Consider the following 25,022-nt stretch of genomic DNA (forward strand, 5'->3'; position numbering starts at 1 on the left):
ACCACCTCCGCAGCCATTTATTGGTGTGGTCTACAGAGGATTATGTCTTTTTAGAGGGGAAAATCCCTAGAACCCCACTATGGGAATTAAGTCAAACGAGATTAAACTTTAGAGGCCTTCAAGAAAAGTGCGGAAACATATCCCCAACAGTATTGAATAAACGCTTGAAGCAATTTCGAGCGCTAAATTTTATTGACCATAACAGTGAAGGTTATGGGTATACAGAGTTTGGTAAACAATTAAGCTGTCATTTGTTGGCCCTAGAGAGTTGGGCTAACCAATGGGCAAAAAATCAGGCTGAGGGGCAGAACGATTAGGAAGCCTTACGGTTCCTTCACGATTAATCAAAACGTATTAAAATTAGGAGTGGTTTTCATAGTTTATCAGACAAAAAGATCAAGTTTGGCGAATATGAAAAGTCTCCAATTCACAATAGATGTATAGCGTTATCCCTAATTGCAAAAGTTCTCGTCATTGGTTGATTGTTTTAAAATGTCACGAGCTGATGACTCTCTGTTCACCGATAAGCGCCAAGTTGTCGTATTAACGGAATTGTTCAAAGGTTTGCTCCTGGTGCTTTAACTAGAGCTCCGGCTGCATTAAAAACAAACAGTTTGTGTGACGGTATGTAAATTTTAATTTTCGTGTCAGGGCTATAATCATGAACGCCCGATAAGTTCATTAGTAAGTTTATGTTGCTACCAACTGTATGAATGAGGGTTTCTGAACCACTTATCTCTGCTATATTAACTCGCATCGATATTTCCAGGTCGTCATCACTTATTGGTACTAAGCTTACATGACTGGGCCTTATAGCTAAGATATAGTTATTAATCGGGAGTTGTTCTAGTATTCTTGTTTTCGGAAACCTTTGAACTTCGCCGATTACTAACTCATGTGAGGTAATTTCGCCTTGAAATATATTTAGGGGCGGATCAGATAGTATCTGCGCGGCTGTAAGATTTATTGGATTTCTGTATATCTCAGAAATATCGGAGGCTTGAAGTATTTCACCTTTGTGTAGAAGTATTGCTTTGCTTCCGAGTTGCAATGCTTCATTTGGCTCTGCCGTCGCGTAAACGCAAACGGTATTCTTTGAGCGAAAAAGCTGCTTGAGTTCATTTCTAAGCTCTTCCCTCAACTTGTAATCTAAATTAACTAGAGGCTCATATAAGCAAATTAGTTTCGCATCTTTAACAAGTGCTCGCGCTAGAGCGGTTCTTTGCTGTTGCCCTCCAGATATTTCATTCGGTAACCGATTGAGGCAAGATTCAATTCGAAGTTTTTTAGCGATATCGTATACGGCTTTTCGGATTTGTGTTTTGGGGATCTTGAGCACGCGTAATGGAGAGGCAATATTTTCATAAACCGTTAGGTGCGGGTAGTTTATGAACTCTTGATGGACCATTGCGGCATTTCGCTTTTGAGTAGGGACTTTCGACGCATCCTTTCCGTCAATGAGGATAGTGCCAGAGGTTGGTTTGATAATTCCCAAAAGTAACTTACAGATAGTGACCTTCCCGGCATCATCTGTTCTGTCACTTAAAAGTATCGTGAAACTACCAGACGGGAGATCCATCGAGATATTGTATACTGGCTCCGATGCATCTCCACTGTATGAAACGTTCTTAAATACTATCGACACTAACTACACAAGTTCTTTCAAAAATAAAAACTTGATATTAACTTAATCCGATCTTTTTGAACACCTCAGCGTTAATAACGATACTACATATGCTACTAGCTAACCTGCACTCTTTTGATTGACTTAACCCAACCATCATATAGGGAATCCCGATGCTCCTTAGAAATTTCCGAAGAAAATCGTTTCTCGACTTGCCATTTCTCTGACAACGACTCCAGTGAATTGAAAACTCCTACGTGCAGTCCAGCGAGGAAAGCGGCTCCCAGAGCTGTAGTTTCAGTAACTAGTGGTCTATCAACTGATGCACCTAAAACATCAGCTAAAAACTGCATTGCCCAATTATTAGCTACCATTCCTCCGTCGACTCTAAGAACAGTAGGACGTACACCATCTTTTTCCATCGCTTTTTGAAGGTCTTTAGACTGATAACATACAGATTGTAGTCCTGCGGTTACGATTTCTTTGATTCCTGTATCTCGTGTTAACCCAAAAATTGCACCTCTCGCGTTAGGGTCCCAATATGGTGCTCCTAGGCCAGTAAACGCAGGTACCATATAAACACCATGTTCGAGAGATGTATCTTTGGCTAATGGCTCAGCATCCGCCGCTTTTTCAATGAGTTTCAATCCATCCCTTAACCATTGAATTGTAGCTCCTGCAACAAAAATACTGCCTTCAATTGCATAAGTAGGTTTGCCATCAAGCTGATAAGCAATAGTTGTTAATAATCGGTTTGACGACTTAAGTGCTGTGTCTCCTGTGTTTAACATCATAAAGCATCCCGTACCATATGTACTTTTCGCCATACCCTTATGGAAACAAGCTTGACCAAACAATGCTGCTTGTTGATCTCCAGCTATACCTGCGATTGGGATAGCACTGCCTAAGATACTCTCGCATGTGTGCCCAAAGGAGTCCGAGGAATTCATCACTTCAGGGAGGATACTCTCTGGGATCCCGAATAATTCGAGCAATTCCAAATCCCATTTCGAATCATGAATGTTGTACAGCATTGTACGCGAGGCGTTCGTCGCGTCGGTTTTGTGAGACTCTCCATTTGTTAACTTCCAAAGCAAAAATGTGTCAACAGTGCCGAATGCTAATTGACCGGCTTCTGCTTTCTCTCGCGCTCCATCGACGTTATCAAGAATCCATCTTATTTTAGTTGCTGAGAAGTAAGGATCAATAAGTAGTCCAGTCTTTGCGACTATAAAGTCCTCTAAGCCATCATTTTTCAGGTTTTCGCAATATTCGGTCGTTCTTCTGTCTTGCCATACAATTGCTCTGTAAATGGGGATTCCGGTTCGTCGGTCCCAGACAACTGTTGTCTCTCTTTGGTTTGTGATCCCTATGGCCTTAACGTTGCTAACGTCGGTACCTGACTCTTCAATTGCTAACGTTGTGGTCTCAAGGACCGACCCCCAAATATCTTCAGGGTCATGTTCGACCCATCCGTTGTCAGGAAAATGTTGCGGAATCTCCTTCTGTGCTGAGCCCAGAGATAGCCCATCACTGTTAAAGAGTATGGCTCGTGAACTTGTTGTACCTTGATCAATAGCTAAGATTATATCGGCCATGGAAACACCATTTAATTTCGTATTTATTCGATTATGTTCGATTGTGTTCTTTAATACACGGTAAATGTTCTTTACCGCAAATTTCAAGACTTTTTTATGATTGTTTAACAAACAATGATTCGACTATGATGCCCCTGAGTGATCCGATAACCTTTCGTGTTTTTGATACTCGATCCTTCGATTGTGTTGAACTGGCATCTGAAGGTTGCATGGTTTGATGCTATGCAAATACATTCCATCAGAAAAGAGTGTGATTCCTAACTATCTGTTATAAATAACTATTGCAGCAATTTAACTACACCATAAATGCGAAGTCCCACTGGTGGTCACACTGAACAGACATGGTCGCAGTCTGAGAAACCTCCTATATGAAACAAAACGAATAAGGGGAAACTCGTTTGTCTTATCTACTTTTTTCTAATTACCACTTATATTAAGAAAACGTTAAAATTTTCTTTATTGTTCGTTTGTGTTCGTATATATTCGTTTTAGATCAAAAATTATACGAGTGTTGATATGGCTAATAATGCAAACTTAAGTAGCGACTACGACATTTTTGTTGTTGGTGGTGGAGTCAATGGCGTCGGTATAGCACTTGATGCACAGGGGCGAGGCTTGAAAACGGGATTGTGCGAGATGAACGATTTGGCGTCAGCTACATCGTCCAATAGCTCGAAGCTGATCCATGGCGGACTCAGGTATCTAGAATACTACGAGTTCCGACTAGTCAGAGAAGCGCTTGCTGAGAGAGAAACACTCCTCAAGGTTGCACCACACATCATGTGGCCAATGCGTTTCCGATTACCACACCGGCCACATCTAAGACCTGCACTGTTAATCCGGATGGGACTATTTTTATACGACAACCTTGCCAAACGTGCAACATTGAAAGGCTCGAAGTCGATCAGCTTTAAACGGACCAACACTCTCCAGTCTCATCTGATTAAGGGGTTTGAGTATTCTGACGGCTGGGTAGACGATGCTCGACTTGTAGTATTAAATGCTCTCGCAGCAAAAGAGCGTGGCGCAGACATTTTCACACGAACAAAGTGTGTCGGTGCAAGACGAGATTCAAACCGTTGGGTAATTACGTTGAAAGACTCGATTACTTCCGCCACAACTGAAGTTACGGCGAAGGCAATTGTCAATGCAGCAGGTCCTTGGGTATCGAAATTTTTTGATGAGTCTTTAGAAGACAATGCACCCAAGCAAATTAGAATGGTCAAAGGGAGCCACATCGTTGTCCCTAAAATCCATGATGAGCCAGAGGCGTACATTTTACAAAATGAAGATGGTCGGATTGTGTTTGTTATTCCCTACGAGCAGAATTTTTCGCTCATTGGAACAACTGATGTAGAGCACAAAGGGGATCCCAGTGACGCGTCGATTTCCAAAGAAGAGATAGATTACCTAGTTCACGTCACCAATGAACATTTTACCTCTCAAATTACTCCAAAGGATATTATACATTCATACTCGGGCGTTCGACCACTCTTGGACGATGAAGCAGAAAATCCAGATGCAGTCACCAGAGATTACACTTTTGAATATGATGCAAGCGATTCGAGAGCACCACTGTTGTCAATTTTTGGCGGGAAAATAACAACATATAGAAAACTAGCACAAGCAGCGGTAGACAAGCTATGTGAAGAATTTCCTGAAGCTACACGCTGTAAGACCGCAAGTGAACCGCTTCCTGGTGGTAATTTTCAGGACCAAGCGATGCTACTCGACCAATTTGTTCTCTCATATCCATTCATCGACACATCTGTACTTGAACGGTATGTTCGCACATATGGCACGAGAGCTACTTTGTTCTTGAAAGGAGTAGCTGACACCAGCGACTTAGGACAAAATTTCGGTCACGGGCTGTTTGAGGTTGAAGTGAATTATCTGATCGAAAAAGAATGGGCGCTGACTATAGATGACATCATTTGGAGGCGCACAAAGCTTGGTTTAGTGCTAAGTGATTCCCAAGTAGCGTCGTTAGAGTCATTCCTTGAATCTGTTCATAAGGCTACAGAAAAAACGAAAACAGCCTAGGGTTCTCCAATCGTGAAAGAAAAAAAAGAAAATGTCGGATTAGTTGAACGGCTCGAGCAGTTAGAAACATGTCCTGAGTTAACACTCCTTGTTTACAGCATAATGAAAGGATGCCAACGCATAGCTGGTTTGGCTAGTTGTCCACACGCTGAAGACATCATTGGAGATGTCGGCGAGGTGAACATTCAAGGCGAAGCTCAAAAGAAGCTTGATGTACTGAGCAATCAAATTCTCAAAGATGCTATTTCAAAATCAGGTGTTGTGAGGGCGCTCGCGTCAGAAGAAGAGGAGTCTGTTGTTGAGTGTACTGATGGGGCTGCCTATTTAGTGAGTTTTGACCCGCTTGATGGTTCCTCTAACATCGACGTAAACGGTTCGATAGGTACAATTTTCTCAATTACGTCTGTGGAAAAAAGTAGCGTGCTGAATGAGTCAAGTTTCCTGAGGAGTGGTAGAGCGATTGTCTCAGCGGGTTATGTACTCTATGGGGCTTCTGCAGTTGCAGCAATCTCTGTAGGAAAAGGTACTGATTTGTACTCATTGAACAAGCAAGAAAACACTTTTGTATTAAGTCACCCCTGCATCCAAATTCCGCCCTGCTCTAATGAAGTAGCGTTGAACATGATGAACCAGAGATTATGGGACGATGGATTTAAAGCATATGTATCAGATTTGCTACAAGGAGCCGATGGTCCCAGGCAGGTTGACTTTAAAATGAGATGGTTTGCATCAATGGTCGGAGATTTACATCGAATATTTGTAAGAGGCGGATGTTTTGCTTATCCGAGATTGAAGTCCTCTCATGGTTGGAAGTCTAAGTTGAGAATTTTATATGAAGCAGCTCCGATGGCATTTTTGATCGAGCAGGCGGGAGGGGAAGCAACAAACGGCTTTGAATCTATTCTCGATATTGTGCCGGGTAATATACATCAAAGAGACGCAGTAATAGTCGGTTCCAGTGAAGAGGTAAAAATCTGTTCATCATATATTCAAGGCTTATGTTAATGGGCTTACGAACGTCGTTCTATTTCCAGCTTGTTGTACTCTCGTTCAGAAGGGAAGAGGACTTATTATGAGATTGCTTGATGCGAAGTTGTCCGAAGACGGGTGCTCAACAGAGTTGCTAAGCGTTATAAAAACCGTCTTAGCTGGCTGCAAAAAGATTTCTAACATACTATCGTCTGGTGATTTTAGTTATATACCGCTGGATTCATTTGGTGTTCAACAAGTTAATGAAAAAGAACCCCTCAATACAATCTCAAATAACATTCTCAAAGATCTACTCGTCGACCTTTGTGTCGTGAAAGCTGTAGCCTCCAAAGAAGAAGAGCAAATACTATCGATAAATGAGGAGGGTAAGTTTCTCGTTAGTTTCGACCCACTTGACGGATACTCGAATGTAGAAGTTAATGGACCCGTCGGTACTATTTTTTCCATCACGTCATCCACAGACTGGTTATCTTCTTTCAACGAACAACAATTCAATAAGCCTGGAGAGCTAATACGGGCCGCAGGCTTTGTGCTATATGGTCCAGCTACATCGCTAGTCTTGACAACGGGAACAGGTACTCACATCTATACGTTCTCTAGAGAGTTCGGAGACTTTGTCCTTTGGAGAGAGAACATCGCTATACCAAAAGATTCGCGAGAGTTTTCTGTAAATCTTGCTAGACAAAGATACTGGCCTGAAAATGTAAAAAAGTACGTTAAGCATTTCACTGACGGGCGTTATGGTGTTGGCAGAAAGGACTACAGTCTCCGATATGTAGGCTCTTTTGTAGGAGAGGTGTATAGAATTTTGTGTCGTGGTGGTGTGTTTCTGTATCCTCAAGAAGGAACACGAAGGCAGTACTTAGGGAACGGGAAATTGAAGTTATTGTACAAGGTGATGCCAATGGCGTTCATTGCTGAGCAAGCCAATGGTTTGGCTTATGCCGATCAAATGAGGGTACTAGACATCGTACCAAACTCTGTAAAACAGCGAGCTCCACTCATAATAGGGTCTAAAAATGAAGTAGAGCGCTATTTCAAAAATGAAAAACAAGGAAAAAGTAATGCGCAAGAATAAACTCATAGTTGCAAATTGGAAAGTAAACGGTTCTACCTCGCTGTGCGAAGAATATAAAATACTATGTGATTGGCAGGGCCAAGCGACCCTGGTGGTGTGTCCGCCATATCCCTACTTAAGCCAATTTAATCCGCATAAGGCTCATATTGGCACTCAAAATGTTAGCATTTATCAATCAGGATCTCATACTTCTCATGTTTCTGTGAATATGTTGAAAGAATTTGGTTGTGAATACGCAATTATCGGTCATTCAGAGGTACGAGAAACGTTTGGGGACAGTGATGTTATCATCAGAGCAAAGGCAAGATTACTACTAAATGAGATGATCACTCCAATTATTTGTGTTGGTGAGGATGAATCAGTTAGAAACAACGGTCAGCACTTTAGTTTTGTGAAGAGCCAGTTGAAACAGGGACTGCCTTACCTAGAGTTTGGAGAGAACGTTCGGGATATTGTAATAGCATATGAACCAATTTGGGCAATTGGTTCGGGTAAAACTGCAACATTGGCGCAAATTGAGGAGATGGCAAAAGAGATACACACGATTGTAGGTAATTTCTATCAACACTTTAGCCAACTCCGTATAACAGTACTCTATGGTGGAAGCGTTAAACCGGACAATGCAAAAGAGATATTAGGTCTACCTAGCGTTGACGGCCTCCTTATCGGAGGGGCGTCATTGGTGCCGAAAAATATGGAACAAATTTTATCATTTTGCTGATTTTACGAATGACAACGTATGGAAAGCTTAGGTGCCAGATTAATCTGACTTTTTTGTTACATAATAGTGCGTGGACTTCAATTAAGAAACTATTCGTAGTCAGAGCATAGTTTACTGCGTTTGCAGAAACAGCGTGCTACTTGAGAGCTATGGAGTTTGATGATGACCTTCGCTTGTTAATTAGAGCACACACAGTTTTATGCCCTCTCTGCCTGGGGAAATATAAATTCAAAGTGGTGTTTTCTGGTTTCAAACTTTGATCAGAGGCCGGTGAATGTCTACAAATACCGGAATTTGTTGTAAGGTTTTTTCTAGTTTGCAGCTGTTGTGCGTTATTGCGGTTGATGATTTTGTGCTTGTTCTTTATCAGAATATTGGATTTTGATATCTGAATATGCTTTCAACTCTATGAGAGACCTATTTCTCTGAGTCTTTTATACAGAGTATTTCTACTTATCCCGAGAGCTGCTGCAGTTTTAGACTTATTCCCATTGAACCTTGTGTAAACTGAAATTAGCTCGTCTTTGTCGTTGGATTTTTTTCGAGCTGCTATTTCACTTGGGTTTTCAGATGTTACATTTATGGAGGCAACAGGTATCGTTTGTTCGTCATTTTTATTCACATCTTGCAAAAAGTCCTCAGGTAAGTGCCATTCTTGTATTGGCTCATTATCAGCCATTGCTTGAGCTATTTGAAGCACGCTTATTAATTGTCTGACGTTGCCCGGCCACGGGTGATTATTGAAGTGATTGAGTATTTTATCTGAAAGTGGAAAAACCAATTCACTCCCATGTTGCAGCGCATTCACTTGTTGAAATAATTGTCTTCTGTCTCTCCGTTCTCGAAGCGGAGGAAGATGGATATTAAGACCGCTCACTCTGTAAAAAAGATCCTGCCGGAAATTGCCATTATCAATTTCCTTTTTCAAATCTCTATTCGTCGCAGAAACTAGTTTTATGTCTACCTCATAGGATTCTGTTGAGCCAAGCGGCGTTACAGTTCTTTCTTGCAATACTCTTAGTAACCGCCCTTGAACATTTAGCGGCATTTCTCCAATTTCATCGAGAAAAAGTGTCCCACCATTTGCCTTTCTTATCAGACCAATCGAGCCCTTAACGTTGGCGCCGGTGAATGCCCCTTTTTCGTATCCGAAAAGCTCGGATTCAACGAGATCGTTTGGAATTGCAGCGCAATTCACTGCAACAAGTGGGAACTGTTGCCTAACACTATAGTTATGTAAACACTGAACAAAAACTTCCTTTCCAACTCCGGTTTCTCCATGTACGAGTATTGGTAAGGCTTTGTTGACAATTCGTTTTGCTTGGCTTATCTGCTTATCAACGAAGGGATCGCCAAATGAAAAGGTATCAAGGGTTACCCTGTTGTTTTTATTATCGCTTTGACTGTCATTGCTTACATCACTTTCGGTGCGTACGGAAAAATTAATTTCTTCTCGTTTTGATTTATTACGAAGATTTAGTTTAATGACTGGTCGCTTGAGCTGACCATACATTTTATATTTACCGACTGCGGTAACCTCGAAGATTATACCCTCGGGTTGATTTCTTAAATCTCTGATGGTTACGTTCAATATATCTTCGATGTGTACTTTCAACAACTCAAATTTGAGTAGTGTTTCCGCGCGATTATTTGCTGCTACTACTCTCCCAATGTCGTCGAATATTATTAATCCAGACCACTGACTATCGACATTTTCAGCATTTGTATTGAAGGTGAAAATATAGTGGTTCTGGTTGTGCTGATTGAACAGCAGTCTATTTTCAATTCCTTGAGACATCAATTTGACAAGCCCGAGGGTGTGAGCTTGCGGTAAGTAGGAGTCACTTGTGATATCGAGCATACCAATGAGCTGTCGGTTTGCATCATAAATTGGTGCTGCAGAACCAACCATAAACCTATTTATCTTAAAATAGTGTTCGTCTCGCTGTACCTGAATGGCCTTACCAGTGACTAATGAGGTTCCGATAGCATTTGTACCGATAAACTTCTCATTCCAGTCTACGCCTGCTTCGAAGAAGGGTTTGTGCTTGTTAGGCAAAAATCTTTTATCTCCCCAACTATTTAGCGCGAAACCGTTATTATCGGTTAGTATTATTAGGCAGTTTGCATTTGATAGGATGTTTTGGTAATAAGGAAGCACTTCTGAATTCGTTGTTACAACTAACTCTCTATATATCTGGCTCAGATCTTTTATCTCACTTAAAGGAAGCGACTCTAGTATAGGCTCTTCGCTTTGCGTAAGACCGTGTTCTGCACACCGACGCCATGACTCTTTGATTATTTTTTCGCTTTGCATGCTATTGTGCTTCTTACATCTAACTACAACTCAGACCTTGCTTCTCATCACATCGGTGTTAACAAACTTAACATTCAACACTGATGTATCGCCTCAAATTCGTATCTGAATTCTTGATACGCTCATCACTCAATAATATCTGTTAACTGTTACAAAGGCTACTTTTTGTTCATATATAACGGGTGATGTATTTTTTGATATTAAAATCAATAGCTTATTCTATTTCTTGAAATGGTTAATTGACAGTCTTAATAATTGTTGTTCAATTTGATGACACTAAGGTTGTTCAATATTGAACAAAAAAATGAACAATGAACAATAACATTTCGTTTACTTTTGAACACACTTACACAAAATGATTGTAAACTGGATGTGTCGCTCAGTTTGGTGCTAAATAAAATAAATTCATAAATATCAATGCTATATGATTTGCCAAAAGTGTTCATGATAGAAATGTTAAAAACTTGGCCTACTATCTGCAAAAGTCTTCACAGTTTATTTAAATTAGAACCGCACCATAGGGGGGATAATGTCATTAGAATTAAAAAACGTTAGCCACGTCGTAGGGGCTGAAACGTATCTAGATGATATAAGCGTAACGCTCAACCAAGGCTCGTTTAATGTGCTGCTTGGTAGAACGCTAGCTGGGAAAACTACGTTGATGAGAATCATGGCGGGTATAGAGGCTCCCACAAGCGGCTTAATAGTGATGGACGGTGTGGATGTGACGGGAGTACCTGTTCAACAACGCAACATTTCAATGGTTTATCAACAGTTCATTAATTACCCAAATCTAACAGTGTTTGAGAACATCGCGTCGCCGTTAAGGTTAGCGAAAATCAAAGAGAGTGAGATTACAAGAAGGGTAAAAGAGACCGCTGACATTCTTCAAATTTCACAGTTCCTTAATCGATTTCCGTTAGAGCTATCTGGAGGTCAGCAACAAAGGACTTCAATGGCTCGTGCGTTAGTCAAAGACGCGAGTTTGATTCTGTTTGATGAGCCACTCGTTAACCTCGATTACAAACTTCGTGAAGAACTCAGAGCTGAGTTACGAACGATTTTCAAAGAGCGAAATTGTATAGCTGTTTATGCAACAACAGAGGCTAACGAAGCTCTGGCGCTTGGCGGTGAAACAACGCTTCTCCACGAGGGTAAGCTATTACAGAATGGAAAGTCTCAGAGCGTTTATAAGTTTCCAGAGCGGATTGAGTCTGCAAAACTATTCAGTGAGCCTCCCATGAATCTTGTGCCTGGTTCATTGACAGAAAATGAAATTAGTTTTGACGGTAGCGTTCACTTTCCTATTGATGATTCCATGAAGGTATTACCTAAAAAAGACTATGTCTTTGGTATCCGTCCCAATCATCTAAGTTTGTCACCAGTTAGTGATAAGGATATTGAATTATCCATGATTGTTGAGCTTGCTGAAATCAGTGGCTCCGAAACGTTTATCCACGTATACAAAGACGGCTTTTCGCTAGTGTTGCAGCTAGAGGGTGTTGTTGATTTGCATATCAATAGTCAAATAAGTGTCTATCTGCCACCAAACAAGCTTTTTGTCTTCGATAAAAATGGAAAAACAGTTAAGTTTCCCAGCGCGGAAGTGGAGGTATAAACGTGGCTGAAATACATCTTAAATCTCTTGCTCATAGCTACAGTAAGAACCCAACAAACTCATCTCACTATGCTATCAGGGAGATGGATCATATTTGGGAAGACGGCGGCGCTTATGCACTGCTAGGCCCGTCAGGTTGTGGAAAAAGTACACTGCTCAATATTATCTCAGGCCTCCTTTCTCCTTCAGAAGGGCAAGTTCTTTTTGACGGAGTGGAGGTTAACAATATTCCGCCAGAAGATAGGAACATTGCTCAGGTCTTCCAATTTCCTGTGATATACGATTCGATGACCGTATTCGACAATTTGGCTTTCCCACTTAGAAACATGAAGGTACCCGAAGTTAGAGTAAACACAAGGGTTAACGAAATTGCTGAGGTGCTTGAGTTAAACGATTTATTGTCCAAGAGAGCTAAGAATCTTACGGCTGATGAGAAGCAGAAAGTATCGATGGGGCGCGGGCTTGTAAGAAGTGATGTATCAGCAATCCTTTTCGATGAGCCGCTAACTGTTATAGATCCGCATCTAAAGTGGAAGTTGCGTAGAAAGCTAAAGCAAATCCATGAGCAATTCAATATTACCATGGTGTACGTGACGCATGACCAACTAGAGGCGTCTACTTTTGCAGATAAAATAGCGGTTATGTATGGTGGTCAGATCGTCCAGTTCGGTACACCGCGAGAGTTGTTTGAGCGTCCAAATCATGCATTTGTCGGGTATTTTATTGGTAGCCCGGGTATGAACTTGGTCGAGGTAGAGCGATGGGAAGGCGGTGTTGTTTTTAACTCTACGCGAGTTCCCTTGGACGATTCTATAAATGCAATCCTTAACGAGTCCACGTCCACTAATATCAAAATCGGCATTCGCCCCGAATTTGTACATGTTTGGGAAGAACCTACTGACGGCGCGTTCGAGTGCAACCTCAAGGTAGTTGAGGACCTAGGCACGTACAAAATTTTAACCATCGAACTTGATGGTGTTGAATTCAAGGCGCGAATCGAGGAAGACGCTCCCGTGCCAGCTCAAAAAGTTTACATTAGTTTCCCAGAGCAATGGTTGAAAGTGTATTTAGATGAGTATCTTGTGGATCCAAACTTTGAGGCATTGGAGGGCTCACAGTAATGAATAAAGTTCAAAATAATAAAGCGTGGTTGCTTGTTTTACCGGTCTTTGTGCTGGTCGCTTTTTCAGCGATCATACCGATAATGACGGTTGTTAACTACTCTGTGCAGGATATCTTTGATCAGAACAACGCTTATTTTGTAGGTGCTGAGTGGTATCGAGAAATGTTGAGCAGTCCAAGATTGTTAGATTCTTTGTTGCGTCAATTTGGATTCTCTTTTACTGTTTTGGCAATACAAATCCCACTTGGGATCGGTGTTGCTTTGATGATGCCATCCAAAGGGCGTATGGCTGCTGTTTGGTTAATTATCGTAGCAATCCCGCTACTTATCCCTTGGAACGTTGTGGGAACTATTTGGCAAGTATTTAGCAGAGAGGACATAGGTTTGTTCGGCTGGTCAGTCAATGCTATCGGTATCGACTACAATTACGCGTCTAGTCCTTTCGCTGCGTGGTTCACTGTGGTCTTGATGGATGTATGGCATTGGACTTCTTTGATAGCGCTCCTTTGCTACTCTGGACTCAGAGCCATTCCGGAAGCCTTCTATCAAGCAGCGAGAATTGATAGAGCCTCTCGTTGGGCAATATTCCGATACGTACAGCTACCAAGATTAAGAAGCGTTTTGATCATCGGCGTACTTTTACGATTCATGGATAGTTTCATGATTTACACAGAGCCGTTTGTTCTAACGGGCGGTGGTCCAGGAAACTCAACAACGTTCTTAAGTCAGGAGCTAACAAAGATGGCGATCGGGCAGTTTGACCTGGGACCAGCTGCTGCGTTCTCACTCATCTACTATCTGATTGTGCTTTTAGTCTGCTATTTGTTTTTCACAATCATTACACATCAAGACAAAGTTAAATAGGGAAGGCCGATGGAAGACAACAAATATAAGAAGTTTGGTATATCAGCTTTCGGTGTGTTTCTTTTCTTACCGATATACTGGTTAATCAATATGTCATTCAAGACAAATGAAGAAATATTGGGGGGGCTAACGTTATGGCCGCACAACTTTACGTTTGACAATTACATTCAAATCTTTAGTGACCCGTCGTGGTACATGGGTTATGTAAATTCAATTGTGTATGTATGTATTAACTTGGCTATAACGCTTGCTCTGGCACTACCTGCTGCATATGCATTTAGTCGTTATAAATTTATAGGTGACAAGCATCTGTTCTTTTGGCTACTCAGTAACAGAATGGCGCCTCCGGCAGTATTCTTGTTACCTTTTTTCCAGCTATATAGCTCAGTGGGTCTGTTTGATACACACATAGCCGTTGCACTGGCACATTGTTTATTTTCTGTACCTTTAGCCGTTTGGATCCTAGAAGGGTTTATGTCTGGGGTACCAAAAGAGGTTGATGAGATTGCATATATTGATGGTTACAGCTTTCCGAAGTTCTTTGTGAAAATTTTCCTACCAATGATTCGGTCGGGTATCGGTGTTACTGCATTCTTTTGTTTTATGTTCTCGTGGGTTGAGCTATTGCTCGCTAGAACGCTAACTTCTGTTGAGGCGAAACCAATTGCAGCCATTATGACTCGGACGGTTGGTGCTGCTGGTATTGACTGGGGGCTTTTAGCTGCCGCTGGTGTACTAACAATAATCCCAGGCGTCGTAGTCGTTTGGTTCGTAAGAAACCATGTTGCGAAGGGTTTCGCACTGGGTAGAGTTTAGGTCGTCAGGTTGGAGAATAAATTATGAATTGGATGGCGTGGACACCATTAACTGTAGCTTTCTTTTGCGTCATTGCGATGATACTTATCGGGATGACTATTTTTGAAGTAAAGAGGCCGTGTAAGGAAAGAAAAGGCTTTCTACCCATAGAGACAACGCGCGGTGACCGTTTGTTCATAGGGCTTTTGGCTAGCGGTTACATACACCTAGCGTTTATCGCATTTACACAACTATCACTATACATTGCGCTCGCGTTGTCTGTGGTGTGGTTAGTGTCCGTATTGAGGTGGGGATAAAAAGTGAATTTAGGAGCACTGGCCAATCTAAATTGGGAAAAGAGCAGCCAGTGCACCTAAAAACCTGCGTAAGCGCAGGAAGCGACGTGTCGATGTGACTCGACACCAACTGCTGTAAAATTCACACAGTATGCTACTGGACGGAGTTTATCAGCAAAATATAACAATCTCAAAATAATGAGGTCATTAAACATGATACTAAAAAGACTCAAACTGGCTGTATTTGTAAGCTCAGCGCTCACACTCGGAGCAACATCACTGGCAGCCATTGCTGATCCGTCTACAGATATTGCGGAACGACTGATTTCAACAGAATTCACGGAGTCGACACTCACTAAGCAAGAGCAAATGGAAGAGTTAATGTGGTTCGTTAATGCCGCTAAACCTTTTCAGGGAATGACAATAAATGTAGCGTCTGAAACGATTGCTACTCACGAGTATGAATCTCAGGTTTTAGCACGCGCGTTTAGTGAACTCACCGGTATTACTGTCGTCCACGATTTAATCCAAGAAGGTGATGTTGTTGAAAAACTGCAAACTCAAATGCAATCTGGCCGTAACATTTATGACGCGTACATTAATGATTCCGATCTTATTGGGACTCATTTCAGATATGGGAAAGTGGTTCCTGTGTCAGATATGATTGAAAACGAAGCCAAAAACCTGACACTGCCGACTCTAGATCTGCAGGACTTTATTGGTCTCGACTTTACAACAGGACCAGACGGTAAGTTGTACCAACTACCTACACAGCAGTTCGCTAATTTGTACTGGTTTAGGGCTGATTGGTTTGAGCGCGAAGACCTTAAAAAGCAATTTAAAGAAATTTATGGGTATGAGCTTGGCGTACCACTTAATTGGTCGGCTTATGAAGATATTGCGGACTTTTTTACCAATACTGTTAAGAGTCTAGATGGTGAGCGTGTATACGGTCATATGGACTACGGTAAGAAGGATCCTTCACTAGGTTGGAGGTTTACTGATGCATGGTTCTCAATGGCTGGTGCGGGTGATGCAGGGTTACCGAACGGGATTCCGGTAGATGAGTGGGGAATTCGAGTCGAGGGTTGTAGACCTGTTGGCGCGAGTGTTTCTCGAGGCGGAGCAACCAATGGTCCGGCGGCTGTGTATGCGACAACTAAATACGTTGACTGGCTGAAGGACTATGCGCCACCACAAGCGCAAGGAATGACTTTTTCCGAGGCTGGGCCAGTTCCTTCTCAAGGTAATGTTGCGCAACAGATTTTTTGGTATACCGCTTTCACCGCGGCTATGACTACTCCTGGTTTACCTGTCGTTAATGACGATGGTACACCAAAATGGAGAATGGCTCCGTCTCCCAAGGGGCCATACTGGGAAGAGGGTATGAAGTTGGGGTATCAAGATGCTGGTGCGTGGACGTTTATGAGTTCCACACCTGAAAAGCGTCGTCTTGCTGCTTGGCTATACGCTCAGTTTACTGTTTCAAAAACGGTTTCACTAATGAAGACGTTGAATGGCTTAACACCTATTCGTGAGTCTGACCTCAACTCTGATCAAATGACAGAAGCTGCACCTAAGCTTGGCGGGCTTGTAGAATTCTATAGAAGCCCAGCACGATCGCAGTGGACACCTACCGGAACCAATGTTCCAGACTATCCGAAACTTGCACAGCTGTGGTGGCAGAATGTTGCTGAAGCAGCAAGTGGCGAGAAAACTCCACAAGAAGCACTAGACAACCTTGCTCGGGCACAGGACCGAGTTATGCAAAGGCTTGAAAGAGCTAATGTTCAAGGCGAGTGCGGTCCTAAACTCAATGAAGAGCGTGATCCAGAATACTGGTTAAACCAGCCTGGTGCACCTAAAGCACGTTTGGAAAATGAGAAGCCACAAGGCAGAACTATTGCCTATGAGGAACTTCTAGAGAGCTGGAAAGCTGATTAGTTTTCAATCGTAGCCAACATTTAAAATAATCCCTCTGTTTCTCTCAGAGGGTAGAAATTTAGCGAGACAGCAGATGGTGCTTCCATCTGCTGCGCTCTCGCTCGCAAGAATAAAGGTAACAAAAATGATTAATTTCTCAAAAAACTCAACTTCAAAAGCGTTGTTCGTATTGACGTCGGCAGGCGTTTTTGCCTCCTCTCAGGCGTTAGCCGGTGTATCTCTGGAATCAGACGGCGGTTGGAGCACTGATATCTATGGTTCGGTTCCAGTGTTCGTTGTTTATACCGACAACGATGACGCTGAAAAGGGCTTTAGAGTGCAATCTGGATTTAATCCAGCCAACATAAATTTTAGTGTTTCAGCACCTGAGATGGAAAGTGGGATTACAGTTTCTGGTCATTTCCAAATTGATACGCACTTGCAAGGTAGTGGAGTACAAAACAATGGACTGTTTGAGAGCCGTATAGCGAACATCAAAGTGAGCGGTGATTTCGGTACGCTCACATTCGGTAAGGATTTTGGCGTATTCAATAGTAGTGCGATTGGTGATCTATCAAGTCAACGTGGCGTTGGTTGGTTGGGCGGTGGCGCAGACACTGCAAATACAACTGGTGGGCGAATTGGTACGGGTTACGTTTATGCAAACTTTAACCCGCAAGTGAAGTTCACATCCAAGGATTACAACGGATTAAGTTTCAAGATTGCCATGATCAACCCAGAGGAGCCCCAGGATGCTTCTGTCGAGACTGATAGCCCGCGACTTGAGGCTCAGGTCAACTATTCAATGCCTATTGAAAGTGGTGCTTTATCTGTGTGGTCTGGATTGTTCCAACAAGCTGTAAGTGTCACTGGCGAGAATGCGTTCGATTACGACATGCAGGGTTACGATATAGGTGCAAATATCGAATTAGCTGGCTTCGGGCTTACGTTGAATTATACAGATACAACTGGAATCGGAGCTGATGGTCTCTATGGCGGAACGATTGAAGATGCTGATGTTGATGCAACTCAGTGGTACGTCGAAACCTACTATACGTTTGGTAAGTACACCGTAGGTGCAAGTTATGGTGAGGGTAGTCAAGATGCCCGTGAAGCCGATGCCGAAAGCGGTCTTGCAGCTGTAGGTGAGGTTGATAATGAGCTTTCGATGCTGTTCGTGAATTATCAGATGTCTCCTCAATTTAGATTGATAGGTGAACTACAAGACTACTCGTCTACCGTACAGGACGATTACTCTGCCATTGTAGTCGGGTTTCAATACGATTTTTGATTTATGACGCTGGGGCTCCTAATAGGAGCCCCCATTTAGTTATATCGTCTTTCAACTCAATAATTACTTAATAGTGGACAGCGCAAAAAGATGGGTGATCAGGTTAAAGTTAAACTAGAAATGATCAAGCGAATTACTAGAGATCATGGTTTTATTGCAGCGTTAGATCAAAGTGGTGGAAGTACACCTAGCGCGCTAAAACGTTATGGTGTTTCTTTAGGTCTTTATGAAGATGCAGATGGGATGTTCGATTATGTTCACGATATGCGTTCAAGACTTATTAAAGACGATGCTTTCAACAAGGATTATGTTACTGGAGCCATATTGTTCGAGGATACTGTGGACCGTCTGATAGATGGTATACCAACATCAGAGTACCTATGGCAAAACAAAAAAATTGTTCCATTTCTTAAAATTGATTGTGGCCTTAGGGATACAAAGAATGGCGTGCAAGTGATGAAGTATATTCATGACTTGGATTCAAAGTTAGACAAGGCGAACGCGCATAACATATTCGGAACCAAAATGCGCTCCCTGATACATGAGCCAGACCCAGAAGGTATTAAATTAATCGTTAAGCAACAGTTTGCGATCGCCAAAATTATTATTTCAAAAGGGCTAGTTCCGATTATAGAGCCGGAAGTGTCTATTTTTTGTGAAGACAAGACCCTAGCGGAACAAATCCTAAAACAGGAAATCTCATCAAAGCTTGAGGAACTAGATAGTTCACAGGTGGTGATGCTCAAGATAACAATTCCTGAAGAACCAAACTTCTACTCTGACTTCACCTCTCACCCAAATGTACTAAAAGTTATCGCGCTCTCTGGTGGGTACAAGAGAGCAGAAGCGTGTTACAAGCTAGCCAAGAACGACAAAGTAGCGGCGAGTTTCTCTCGCGCTTTGCTTGAGGGGCTGTTTTTCTTTCAGTCTGCCGAAGACTATACCCGACAGCTGGCTTATAACGTTAGTTCAATTTTCGATGCCTCCGCCTGAGTAATCACGATGAACACATTAAACTTAGCTTCCATCGCTATCATTCTAAAAATACCGTGTCTGCGTCTAGCCACGATATTGCTGGTTTTTGCAATGGGAAAGCTATCAAACTTGTTTGAATGTGTATGTTTTGGCGTTTTCTACTTGAGTCGGACTTATAGTTGCATTAGCCAGTGCAACACTATTTTCAATAAGCCTCTTGTGCTTCTACGCGCTCATTTGAGCGGATTATCAATAACAACAAAAAATAATAAGAAGAGTAATTGTGTCGGACAACTGATACCTAAACAGTGTCCGACCCTTTTTTCGTGCAGCTATCAACGTTACAGACTTATAAACAACGAATCTCAAATATTTTTGATTCGATCAGCGAGTCGTTCTCGACAGCACGCTAACCGAGTCAAACTAATATCAAATGATATCAGCTAGGGCTGTTTTTGATTTTGGTCGAAATGTGTTCCGTTAAGCGAGTTGGAGGTTGTTATGAAACCAGCGTCTTTGAAAAAAAAATATATTGCAAGTATGTCGTCATTGTTACTTTTGAGCCTTGCAATTGTCGTTGGTGCGATTTTTTATTTTGTCGCGCCGAAGTTATCTGATATTGAAAAAACGGTTGTTCGAAAGGAGATAGAAATATTGTCTAATCGAATAACGGTCGAGCTTGCTAAAATTGAGGCCATGTCTCGTTCTATTACTCAGGTTGTCTCGAAATCTGAAAGTGATGAGATTGACAAGATACTGCCTTTGCTACTTGACCAATACGGTAACTCCGCGGTTTTCGGTGGTGGTGTGTGGCCGCTTCCTTTTAGACGTGATGAATCAAAAGACAGGTTTAGCAGCTTTTATGTTAGAGATTCCAGTAATGTACTGGTAGAGAGTACGTTTTGGAACAGTCAAGCAGCGACAGAGAACTACTATGATCAGGGATGGTTTGAAACTGCGAGGCAGCAGTCTCCTGGGCGTTGTGAGTGGTGGCCTGCATACGCTGATGCTGGCTATGAGGCGCGAACAAATTGTGCGATGCCTATCTATAAACAAGGTGAGTTCTATGGTGTATCGACCATCGATTTAACTCTTGGATTTTTCAATGAACTTACGAAAGCCCTTGAGATCGAGCTTGAAGCAGAGGTTCTTATTATTGAAGGCTCTGGAAAGTTGGTTAGTAACTTACACAGCCAGGACAATGACTTTGTACTCAAAAATCTGCAGACGATAAGTCAAACGCCATTTGTATCGGCACTATCAGACGCGTTACCAGAAATCAGTGACTCTGTCGATTACTACGAGACCGTTTATGATAGGGAAGGGCAGGCTCGAACAATTATTGTTATGCCTGTCGCAAATACCCCGTGGTATCTCGCTATCGATCTTCCCTCCCAAAGTCTCAATGTAGGAACGTCAAGTGTAATAGATACCTTTCTGATGTTACAGATACCAATGTTCTCGGCACTTATTGTATTGGTGATATTCGCTATTGGAACTTTGTTTAGGAGGGTTCGTCATTTAGTCCGAAGTATCGAGAAGTTGTCATCGGGTAATGCGGACTTAACAATGAGGCTTCGCATAAAAAATAATGACGAATTAGACAAGATCAGCGAGTCAATTAATGCATTTATTCAAATGCTCCAAGAGCTTATAACGGATATCGTCAGTGGCAATCAAACAACCAGTCGAAGTATTGATGGGTTGAATAGACAAATCTCAAAGAATTCCAGTTTGTTAGATAAACAAGCCAGCGAAACGATGGTTGTTGTAACTGCTGTTAATGAAATGGCGGTTTCGGCTGACTCAGTTGCGTCAATAGCAGCTCAGAGTAATGAGTTTGTTGAACAGGTAAACAGCAATGCGCAAAGTACTAAAGGAGACCTGCAATCCACTAAGGAGATTGCTCATATTCTCAGTGAAAATGTTCAAGTGTCCATGGATACGGTTCTTGATTTGAAATCCAGTGCTGCGGAGATTACTCAAGTTCTCGGGGTGATCGGAGAAATTGCAGAGCAAACAAATCTATTGGCGCTAAATGCCGCTATTGAAGCTGCAAGAGCAGGTGAACAAGGCCGTGGATTTGCTGTTGTAGCTGACGAAGTTAGAACACTTGCTAGTCGGACCCATACTAGCACTCTCGAGATCAACCGGATGTTAGAAACGCTTCAAAGTGGAGTTGATAACGTCGCTGATGCAATGGAAAGGACTAAATCGAGCTGCGAAGAGACGATGGATAAAACTGCTATCGCAGAAAACAAGGTTGACCTTGTGGTTACGTCTGTCGCGCGTATTAGAGAGCTAGTCAGTGAAATTGCGATTGCCTCTAAAGAGCAGAGCCATGTGGCTAATGAAGTTGATTCGAACATGAACTCGATAAAAGAGTTAGTCGATCTACTTGTAGTCAATCGGCAGGAAACAGGCGATACCAGAGACTCGCTCAACGACTCAAGCAAAAGCCTCTCGGACCTAGTGAGTAGATTTACCGTGTAGTTGAGTGTTCATGAATTTATTAGAACTCATATTTTATGGAATGTTGAGTCCTTTTTTGAATGGGTGAATTATGTTTAAAAACCTGTCAGTAGTAACAAAGATATATCTTGGGTTTACCGTAATGTCATTTCTCGTCGGCGTGATCAGTTTGATAGCGCTTGTTGCAGTAATGGCATTTGGTAAGAGTACCAAGGCTGTCTCTGAGACGGCATTTCCACTACATGAATCGATATCCAGTTTGTCAAAGTTAAACTTGGCGTATGGAAAAACAATCTTAGACCTCGAAAATAGCGAAACACTAGAAGAACTAAACCTTAGGCTTGATAGTGCAAATGACTTGTATATCGAGCTGCTTGCTCACATTGAAAATGCCGAAGCTCTTTCTCGTTTTGTAAAGAATTTTAGTATAGAAAATGAGCTAGATGAAACGCTTTCTTTGATAGAAGAAAACAAAGCTAGTGCGGTAAACGTGACGTCGTTGATGGAAAAGAACCTGTCGGTCCGCAGTAGTATACAGTCTGGGATGTCTGATTTATTTCTCCTCTCCTCAGAATTAAAACTCTCAATTACTCAGATGTCTCAAAGCGCCGCTGCGAAAGATATCTATATTGCAAACCTACTGTCCACAATTTTGAATGACTTCACCAACGTCGAATACATAATGATCACATTACTGAATCAATCAGTTGGGGAACCAATCGAAAACAATATCGACCTGTTACAGAGTAGTACCATCTTGTTGGATGCAAACATCGAAGACATGATATACGAAGTAAGCGAATTGGATTTTATTTTGAGCAAAAAGCAGGATTTCCTCAATCGTATCCAAGGCGAAGAAGGGATTATTAATCAGTTTGTTGATTTTAGAAATAGTCAGAGTATTTTATCTGAATTAGTTAAAGACTTTTCAAGTAGAACGAACAGGGTTAATTTACTTGCGACAGAGTTACTTAACGTTAGTAATAATAATAACCTTGAGCTGCAAAGTAAGATAAAGGGACAACTCACTAACTCTTATATTTTGATTGTGATTACTGCGATTGTTTCAGTACTTGTGGCATGCACTATTTCTCTATTTATAGGTAAGTCGATAAAAATACCCCTTCGTGAAACGGTTGAAAAATTATCTCTTTTAGCTAAGGGTAATTACAAGCAAGAAATGAATAACTTTTTCTCTGGTGAATTTCGTTCACTTGTTTCTTCTATTAATACTCTTATTTCAGAGACACATAACTTCTTATCTAGACTTAGCATTTCTTCAAGTAATTTGACAAACGTAGCAGATTCAAACTTATCTATATCAAGTGAGCTTAAGGAGAATTTGGAACGACAAAATAAAGACATAGTTGAGATAGTTACGGCGTTAAAGCAAATGGATGTTTCTATTAAAGAAGTGCAGGAATTCACGAATAACAATCATACTTTGGCAAAGATTACTAAAAAGGACATCTTGGGGGGGCAAGAAAAAGTTAAGGCTAGTGTTGACACCATTACTTTGCTCGAAGGGAAAATGAATGAGACATCGAGTCTAATTTCTAAGCTTGAGGATTCTACTCAAAACATTGGTGGAATCGTAGAGGTCATAAATGAAGTTGCCTCGAAAACAAACCTTTTAGCACTCAATGCTGCAATTGAGGCTGCCCGTGCAGGAGAACACGGTCGAGGTTTCGCGGTCGTCGCAGATGAAGTTCGCGAACTAGCGGAGCAAACAACACGTTCAACCAACTCGATTAAAACCCTGATAGAGGAACTCAATACTGACTCAGCAAGTGTTGTGTCATCTATGGATACAAGTCAAAAACAGTTGAACGATTCTAAGAATCAAATTTTCAAAGTTTACGATGCAATGGAAGTTAGCGTTCAAAATATATCATTAATAACAAGTACGACAGCGCAAACCGAAGAAGCAGTTAGAGAACAAATGGTAAGCACAGAAGAATCTGCGCTGAATATTAAATCAATTTCAGACAGCGCCAATCTTTCTTTAAGTAAAATAGAAAGTATTAAGGATAGTGCGGAAAAGATTACAGAGCAAATTGATGCAATAAATGAGGTGGTTGCTTTATTCGATATATGAAATTATTAAAATAGAGGGCGCTTATTTTGAAAAGGTCTCGAATCTTTGTGAAACAAAATGAGCAGCCCTCTATCTTTATAATATCAATTTAAATAAATTTAAAGAAGCTATTTTTAATTATTGTATATTAAATTAAGAGCGGGTTTTTAATTTTTAGATGCTATTTAATTTCTCCTGTTTTAAATTGGAAATTCAGATTCCTAGGCATGCTATCTCCGTAGCAGTTCTTGTCTGGGAAGTTGGATGCCGGCGAATGTGTCCGTCGGCTATTCGTAGTCTTGGCTGAGGCTACGTATGTCTGTTTGCCCGGCTTTATGCCGGGCTTTTTTTGGCTGCTAGATGTTATAGTTCAATATGAGAGGTTGATCAAAGTCTGCTGTATACGTTATCAATTCTAAAATATTGGCTATATCTTTGTGTGACTTGTAATGTATTGATTTTTATGAGTAACTTTCAATCAGATGGTCAATGTGCCATCTTGTACGAACTCTTGTAGAACGACACTCTATTGACGCGGGAAAAGTACAGTCATTAACAAACAATGTCTGTTAGGAGTTGAGCGAGTGCTTTTGATGTAATGAATATATGTAAATTGATGAGAAAACTTGTTTCGAGGGGTATAAGTAGAGTACTGACTGTTCAAAAAGATATTATTTAGTTGAAGGGTGGTATTAATTGAAATTATTCACTTAGACAAGCGAAGTCAAATCTAATCTTTTTTTCATCGATTAAGTAAATTGTGGTAGTAATTGACTGCTTTATGATTGGGCATAATCAAGCTGCAGACCCTTTTACCGTCTCATACTTCTAGTTTCGAATTTCTTTTGAGCACAACTATAAGCAACTTCAAGCTTGGGCATTAATAATTCGAAATTTGTATGTGATGGATTGAGAATTTGAACCCAAGACATCCATCCATAAACAGGGTGGGGCATCAATAGGTTTAGTTCTGTAAAGTCAAAATGACTCTTAATCACTTCACCTTTGAGAGGTCGTTCAGGATGTTTTCCGAAACTATCTTCATACGTTGACTTATTGAGTGGAAAGCTCAATCTGAATACACCTTTCCTATTTGCATGTTCCGGCCCATTCCGATCACCCATTTCGGTTCAATCCGATCCCCCTGTGTCAGGATAGTTGTCGCCTCAGTTTTTCATAGTATTAGACAGGGTGCGGAAGTTAGGCATGAGTGAGAC

The 25,022-nt window shown here is 41.5% G+C and carries 18 protein-coding genes; 15 read left to right on the top strand and 3 right to left on the bottom strand.

Annotated elements, in window-relative coordinates; all coding sequences use genetic code 11:
- Positions 1-317: winged helix-turn-helix transcriptional regulator (locus tag J5X92_RS20250; protein WP_208806397.1), on the top strand; the 317-nt coding region annotated here is incomplete at its 5' end.
- Between the two features lie 239 nt (positions 318-556).
- Here the strand turns inward: J5X92_RS20250 and J5X92_RS20255 are convergent.
- A complete protein-coding gene (locus tag J5X92_RS20255) occupies positions 557-1,645 on the bottom strand; it encodes an ABC transporter ATP-binding protein (RefSeq protein ID WP_043960525.1) in 1,089 nt (362 codons plus the stop codon).
- 95 nt (positions 1,646-1,740) lie between these two features.
- Positions 1,741-3,222, bottom strand: coding sequence for a glycerol kinase GlpK (gene glpK, locus J5X92_RS20260; RefSeq protein WP_208806398.1), 1,482 nt, complete (start codon positions 3,220-3,222; stop codon positions 1,741-1,743).
- Positions 3,223-3,738: 516 nt separating this feature from the next.
- Between glpK and glpD the strand changes: the two genes are divergently transcribed.
- The 4 genes from glpD (at position 3,739) to tpiA (ending at position 8,054) form a co-directional block, all read left to right on the top strand.
- Positions 3,739-5,265: a glycerol-3-phosphate dehydrogenase gene (gene glpD / locus J5X92_RS20265; RefSeq protein WP_024016888.1), complete on the top strand. Its 1,527-nt coding sequence runs from the start codon at positions 3,739-3,741 to the stop codon at positions 5,263-5,265.
- 12 nt (positions 5,266-5,277) lie between these two features.
- A complete protein-coding gene (locus J5X92_RS20270; protein ID WP_024016887.1) occupies positions 5,278-6,270 on the top strand; it encodes a class 1 fructose-bisphosphatase in 993 nt (330 codons plus the stop codon).
- 67 nt (positions 6,271-6,337) lie between these two features.
- Positions 6,338-7,333 carry a class 1 fructose-bisphosphatase gene (locus J5X92_RS20275; protein WP_024016886.1) on the top strand — a complete coding sequence of 332 codons (996 nt, stop codon included), beginning with the start codon at positions 6,338-6,340 and terminating at the stop codon, positions 7,331-7,333.
- Complete coding sequence (gene tpiA / locus J5X92_RS20280) at positions 7,320-8,054, top strand: triose-phosphate isomerase (protein WP_024016885.1); 735 nt, start codon at positions 7,320-7,322, stop codon at positions 8,052-8,054. The genes J5X92_RS20275 and tpiA overlap by 14 nt, the downstream gene beginning before the upstream one ends.
- A gap of 406 nt (positions 8,055-8,460) precedes the next feature.
- Here the strand turns inward: tpiA and J5X92_RS20285 are convergent, their stop codons facing one another.
- Complete coding sequence (locus J5X92_RS20285) at positions 8,461-10,371, bottom strand: sigma-54-dependent Fis family transcriptional regulator (RefSeq protein WP_208806399.1); 1,911 nt, start codon at positions 10,369-10,371, stop codon at positions 8,461-8,463.
- A gap of 529 nt (positions 10,372-10,900) precedes the next feature.
- Between J5X92_RS20285 and J5X92_RS20290 the strand changes: the two genes are divergently transcribed.
- The 10 genes from J5X92_RS20290 to J5X92_RS20335 all read left to right on the top strand — a co-directional run bounded on the left by J5X92_RS20290 (position 10,901) and on the right by J5X92_RS20335 (position 23,826).
- Positions 10,901-11,989, top strand: coding sequence for an ABC transporter ATP-binding protein (locus J5X92_RS20290; protein WP_044448514.1), 1,089 nt, complete (start codon positions 10,901-10,903; stop codon positions 11,987-11,989).
- Between the two features lie 2 nt (positions 11,990-11,991).
- A complete protein-coding gene (locus tag J5X92_RS20295) occupies positions 11,992-13,110 on the top strand; it encodes an ABC transporter ATP-binding protein (protein ID WP_044448512.1) in 1,119 nt (372 codons plus the stop codon).
- Complete coding sequence (locus J5X92_RS20300) at positions 13,110-13,976, top strand: sugar ABC transporter permease (protein ID WP_208806400.1); 867 nt, start codon at positions 13,110-13,112, stop codon at positions 13,974-13,976. Before J5X92_RS20295 ends, J5X92_RS20300 begins: the two co-directional genes overlap by 1 nt.
- Before the next feature lie 9 nt (positions 13,977-13,985).
- Complete coding sequence (locus J5X92_RS20305) at positions 13,986-14,792, top strand: carbohydrate ABC transporter permease (RefSeq protein ID WP_044448508.1); 807 nt, start codon at positions 13,986-13,988, stop codon at positions 14,790-14,792.
- A gap of 32 nt (positions 14,793-14,824) precedes the next feature.
- A complete protein-coding gene (locus tag J5X92_RS20310; protein WP_257721557.1) occupies positions 14,825-15,088 on the top strand; it encodes a DUF2160 domain-containing protein in 264 nt (87 codons plus the stop codon).
- 192 nt (positions 15,089-15,280) lie between these two features.
- Positions 15,281-17,011 (top strand): ABC transporter substrate-binding protein, encoded by a 1,731-nt coding sequence (locus J5X92_RS20315; RefSeq protein WP_044448504.1) that lies wholly within the window; start codon positions 15,281-15,283, stop codon positions 17,009-17,011.
- Between the two features lie 124 nt (positions 17,012-17,135).
- A complete protein-coding gene (locus J5X92_RS20320; RefSeq protein ID WP_044448502.1) occupies positions 17,136-18,281 on the top strand; it encodes a porin in 1,146 nt (381 codons plus the stop codon).
- A gap of 90 nt (positions 18,282-18,371) precedes the next feature.
- Positions 18,372-19,274, top strand: a complete 903-nt coding sequence (locus tag J5X92_RS20325) for a fructose bisphosphate aldolase (RefSeq protein ID WP_044448500.1) — start codon at positions 18,372-18,374, stop codon at positions 19,272-19,274.
- A 483-nt stretch (positions 19,275-19,757) separates the two neighbouring features.
- The gene (locus J5X92_RS20330) at positions 19,758-21,749 is read left to right on the top strand and encodes a methyl-accepting chemotaxis protein (RefSeq protein WP_044448498.1); all 1,992 of its coding nucleotides are present in this window, start codon (positions 19,758-19,760) and stop codon (positions 21,747-21,749) included.
- 70 nt (positions 21,750-21,819) lie between these two features.
- Positions 21,820-23,826 carry a methyl-accepting chemotaxis protein gene (locus J5X92_RS20335; RefSeq protein WP_081099405.1) on the top strand — a complete coding sequence of 669 codons (2,007 nt, stop codon included), beginning with the start codon at positions 21,820-21,822 and terminating at the stop codon, positions 23,824-23,826.
- The last annotated feature ends 1,196 nt before the right edge of the window (positions 23,827-25,022 follow it).

The organism is Alteromonas sp. K632G (assembly GCF_017653625.1).
Lineage (GTDB): Bacteria > Pseudomonadota > Gammaproteobacteria > Enterobacterales > Alteromonadaceae > Alteromonas > Alteromonas naphthalenivorans.

Coding starts and splice junctions, on each gene's coding strand:
- J5X92_RS20310 (WP_257721557.1), top strand. CDS start 14,825: ATGGCGTGGACACCATTAACTGTAGCTTTCTTTTGCGTCATTGCGATG.
- J5X92_RS20285 (WP_208806399.1), bottom strand. CDS start 10,371: ATGCAAAGCGAAAAAATAATCAAAGAGTCATGGCGTCGGTGTGCAGAA.
- glpK (WP_208806398.1), bottom strand. CDS start 3,222: ATGGCCGATATAATCTTAGCTATTGATCAAGGTACAACAAGTTCACGA.
- J5X92_RS20275 (WP_024016886.1), top strand. CDS start 6,338: ATGAGATTGCTTGATGCGAAGTTGTCCGAAGACGGGTGCTCAACAGAG.
- J5X92_RS20305 (WP_044448508.1), top strand. CDS start 13,986: ATGGAAGACAACAAATATAAGAAGTTTGGTATATCAGCTTTCGGTGTG.
- J5X92_RS20330 (WP_044448498.1), top strand. CDS start 19,758: ATGAAACCAGCGTCTTTGAAAAAAAAATATATTGCAAGTATGTCGTCA.
- J5X92_RS20290 (WP_044448514.1), top strand. CDS start 10,901: ATGTCATTAGAATTAAAAAACGTTAGCCACGTCGTAGGGGCTGAAACG.
- tpiA (WP_024016885.1), top strand. CDS start 7,320: ATGCGCAAGAATAAACTCATAGTTGCAAATTGGAAAGTAAACGGTTCT.
- J5X92_RS20315 (WP_044448504.1), top strand. CDS start 15,281: ATGATACTAAAAAGACTCAAACTGGCTGTATTTGTAAGCTCAGCGCTC.
- J5X92_RS20335 (WP_081099405.1), top strand. CDS start 21,820: ATGTTTAAAAACCTGTCAGTAGTAACAAAGATATATCTTGGGTTTACC.
- J5X92_RS20325 (WP_044448500.1), top strand. CDS start 18,372: ATGGGTGATCAGGTTAAAGTTAAACTAGAAATGATCAAGCGAATTACT.
- J5X92_RS20320 (WP_044448502.1), top strand. CDS start 17,136: ATGATTAATTTCTCAAAAAACTCAACTTCAAAAGCGTTGTTCGTATTG.
- J5X92_RS20300 (WP_208806400.1), top strand. CDS start 13,110: ATGAATAAAGTTCAAAATAATAAAGCGTGGTTGCTTGTTTTACCGGTC.
- glpD (WP_024016888.1), top strand. CDS start 3,739: ATGGCTAATAATGCAAACTTAAGTAGCGACTACGACATTTTTGTTGTT.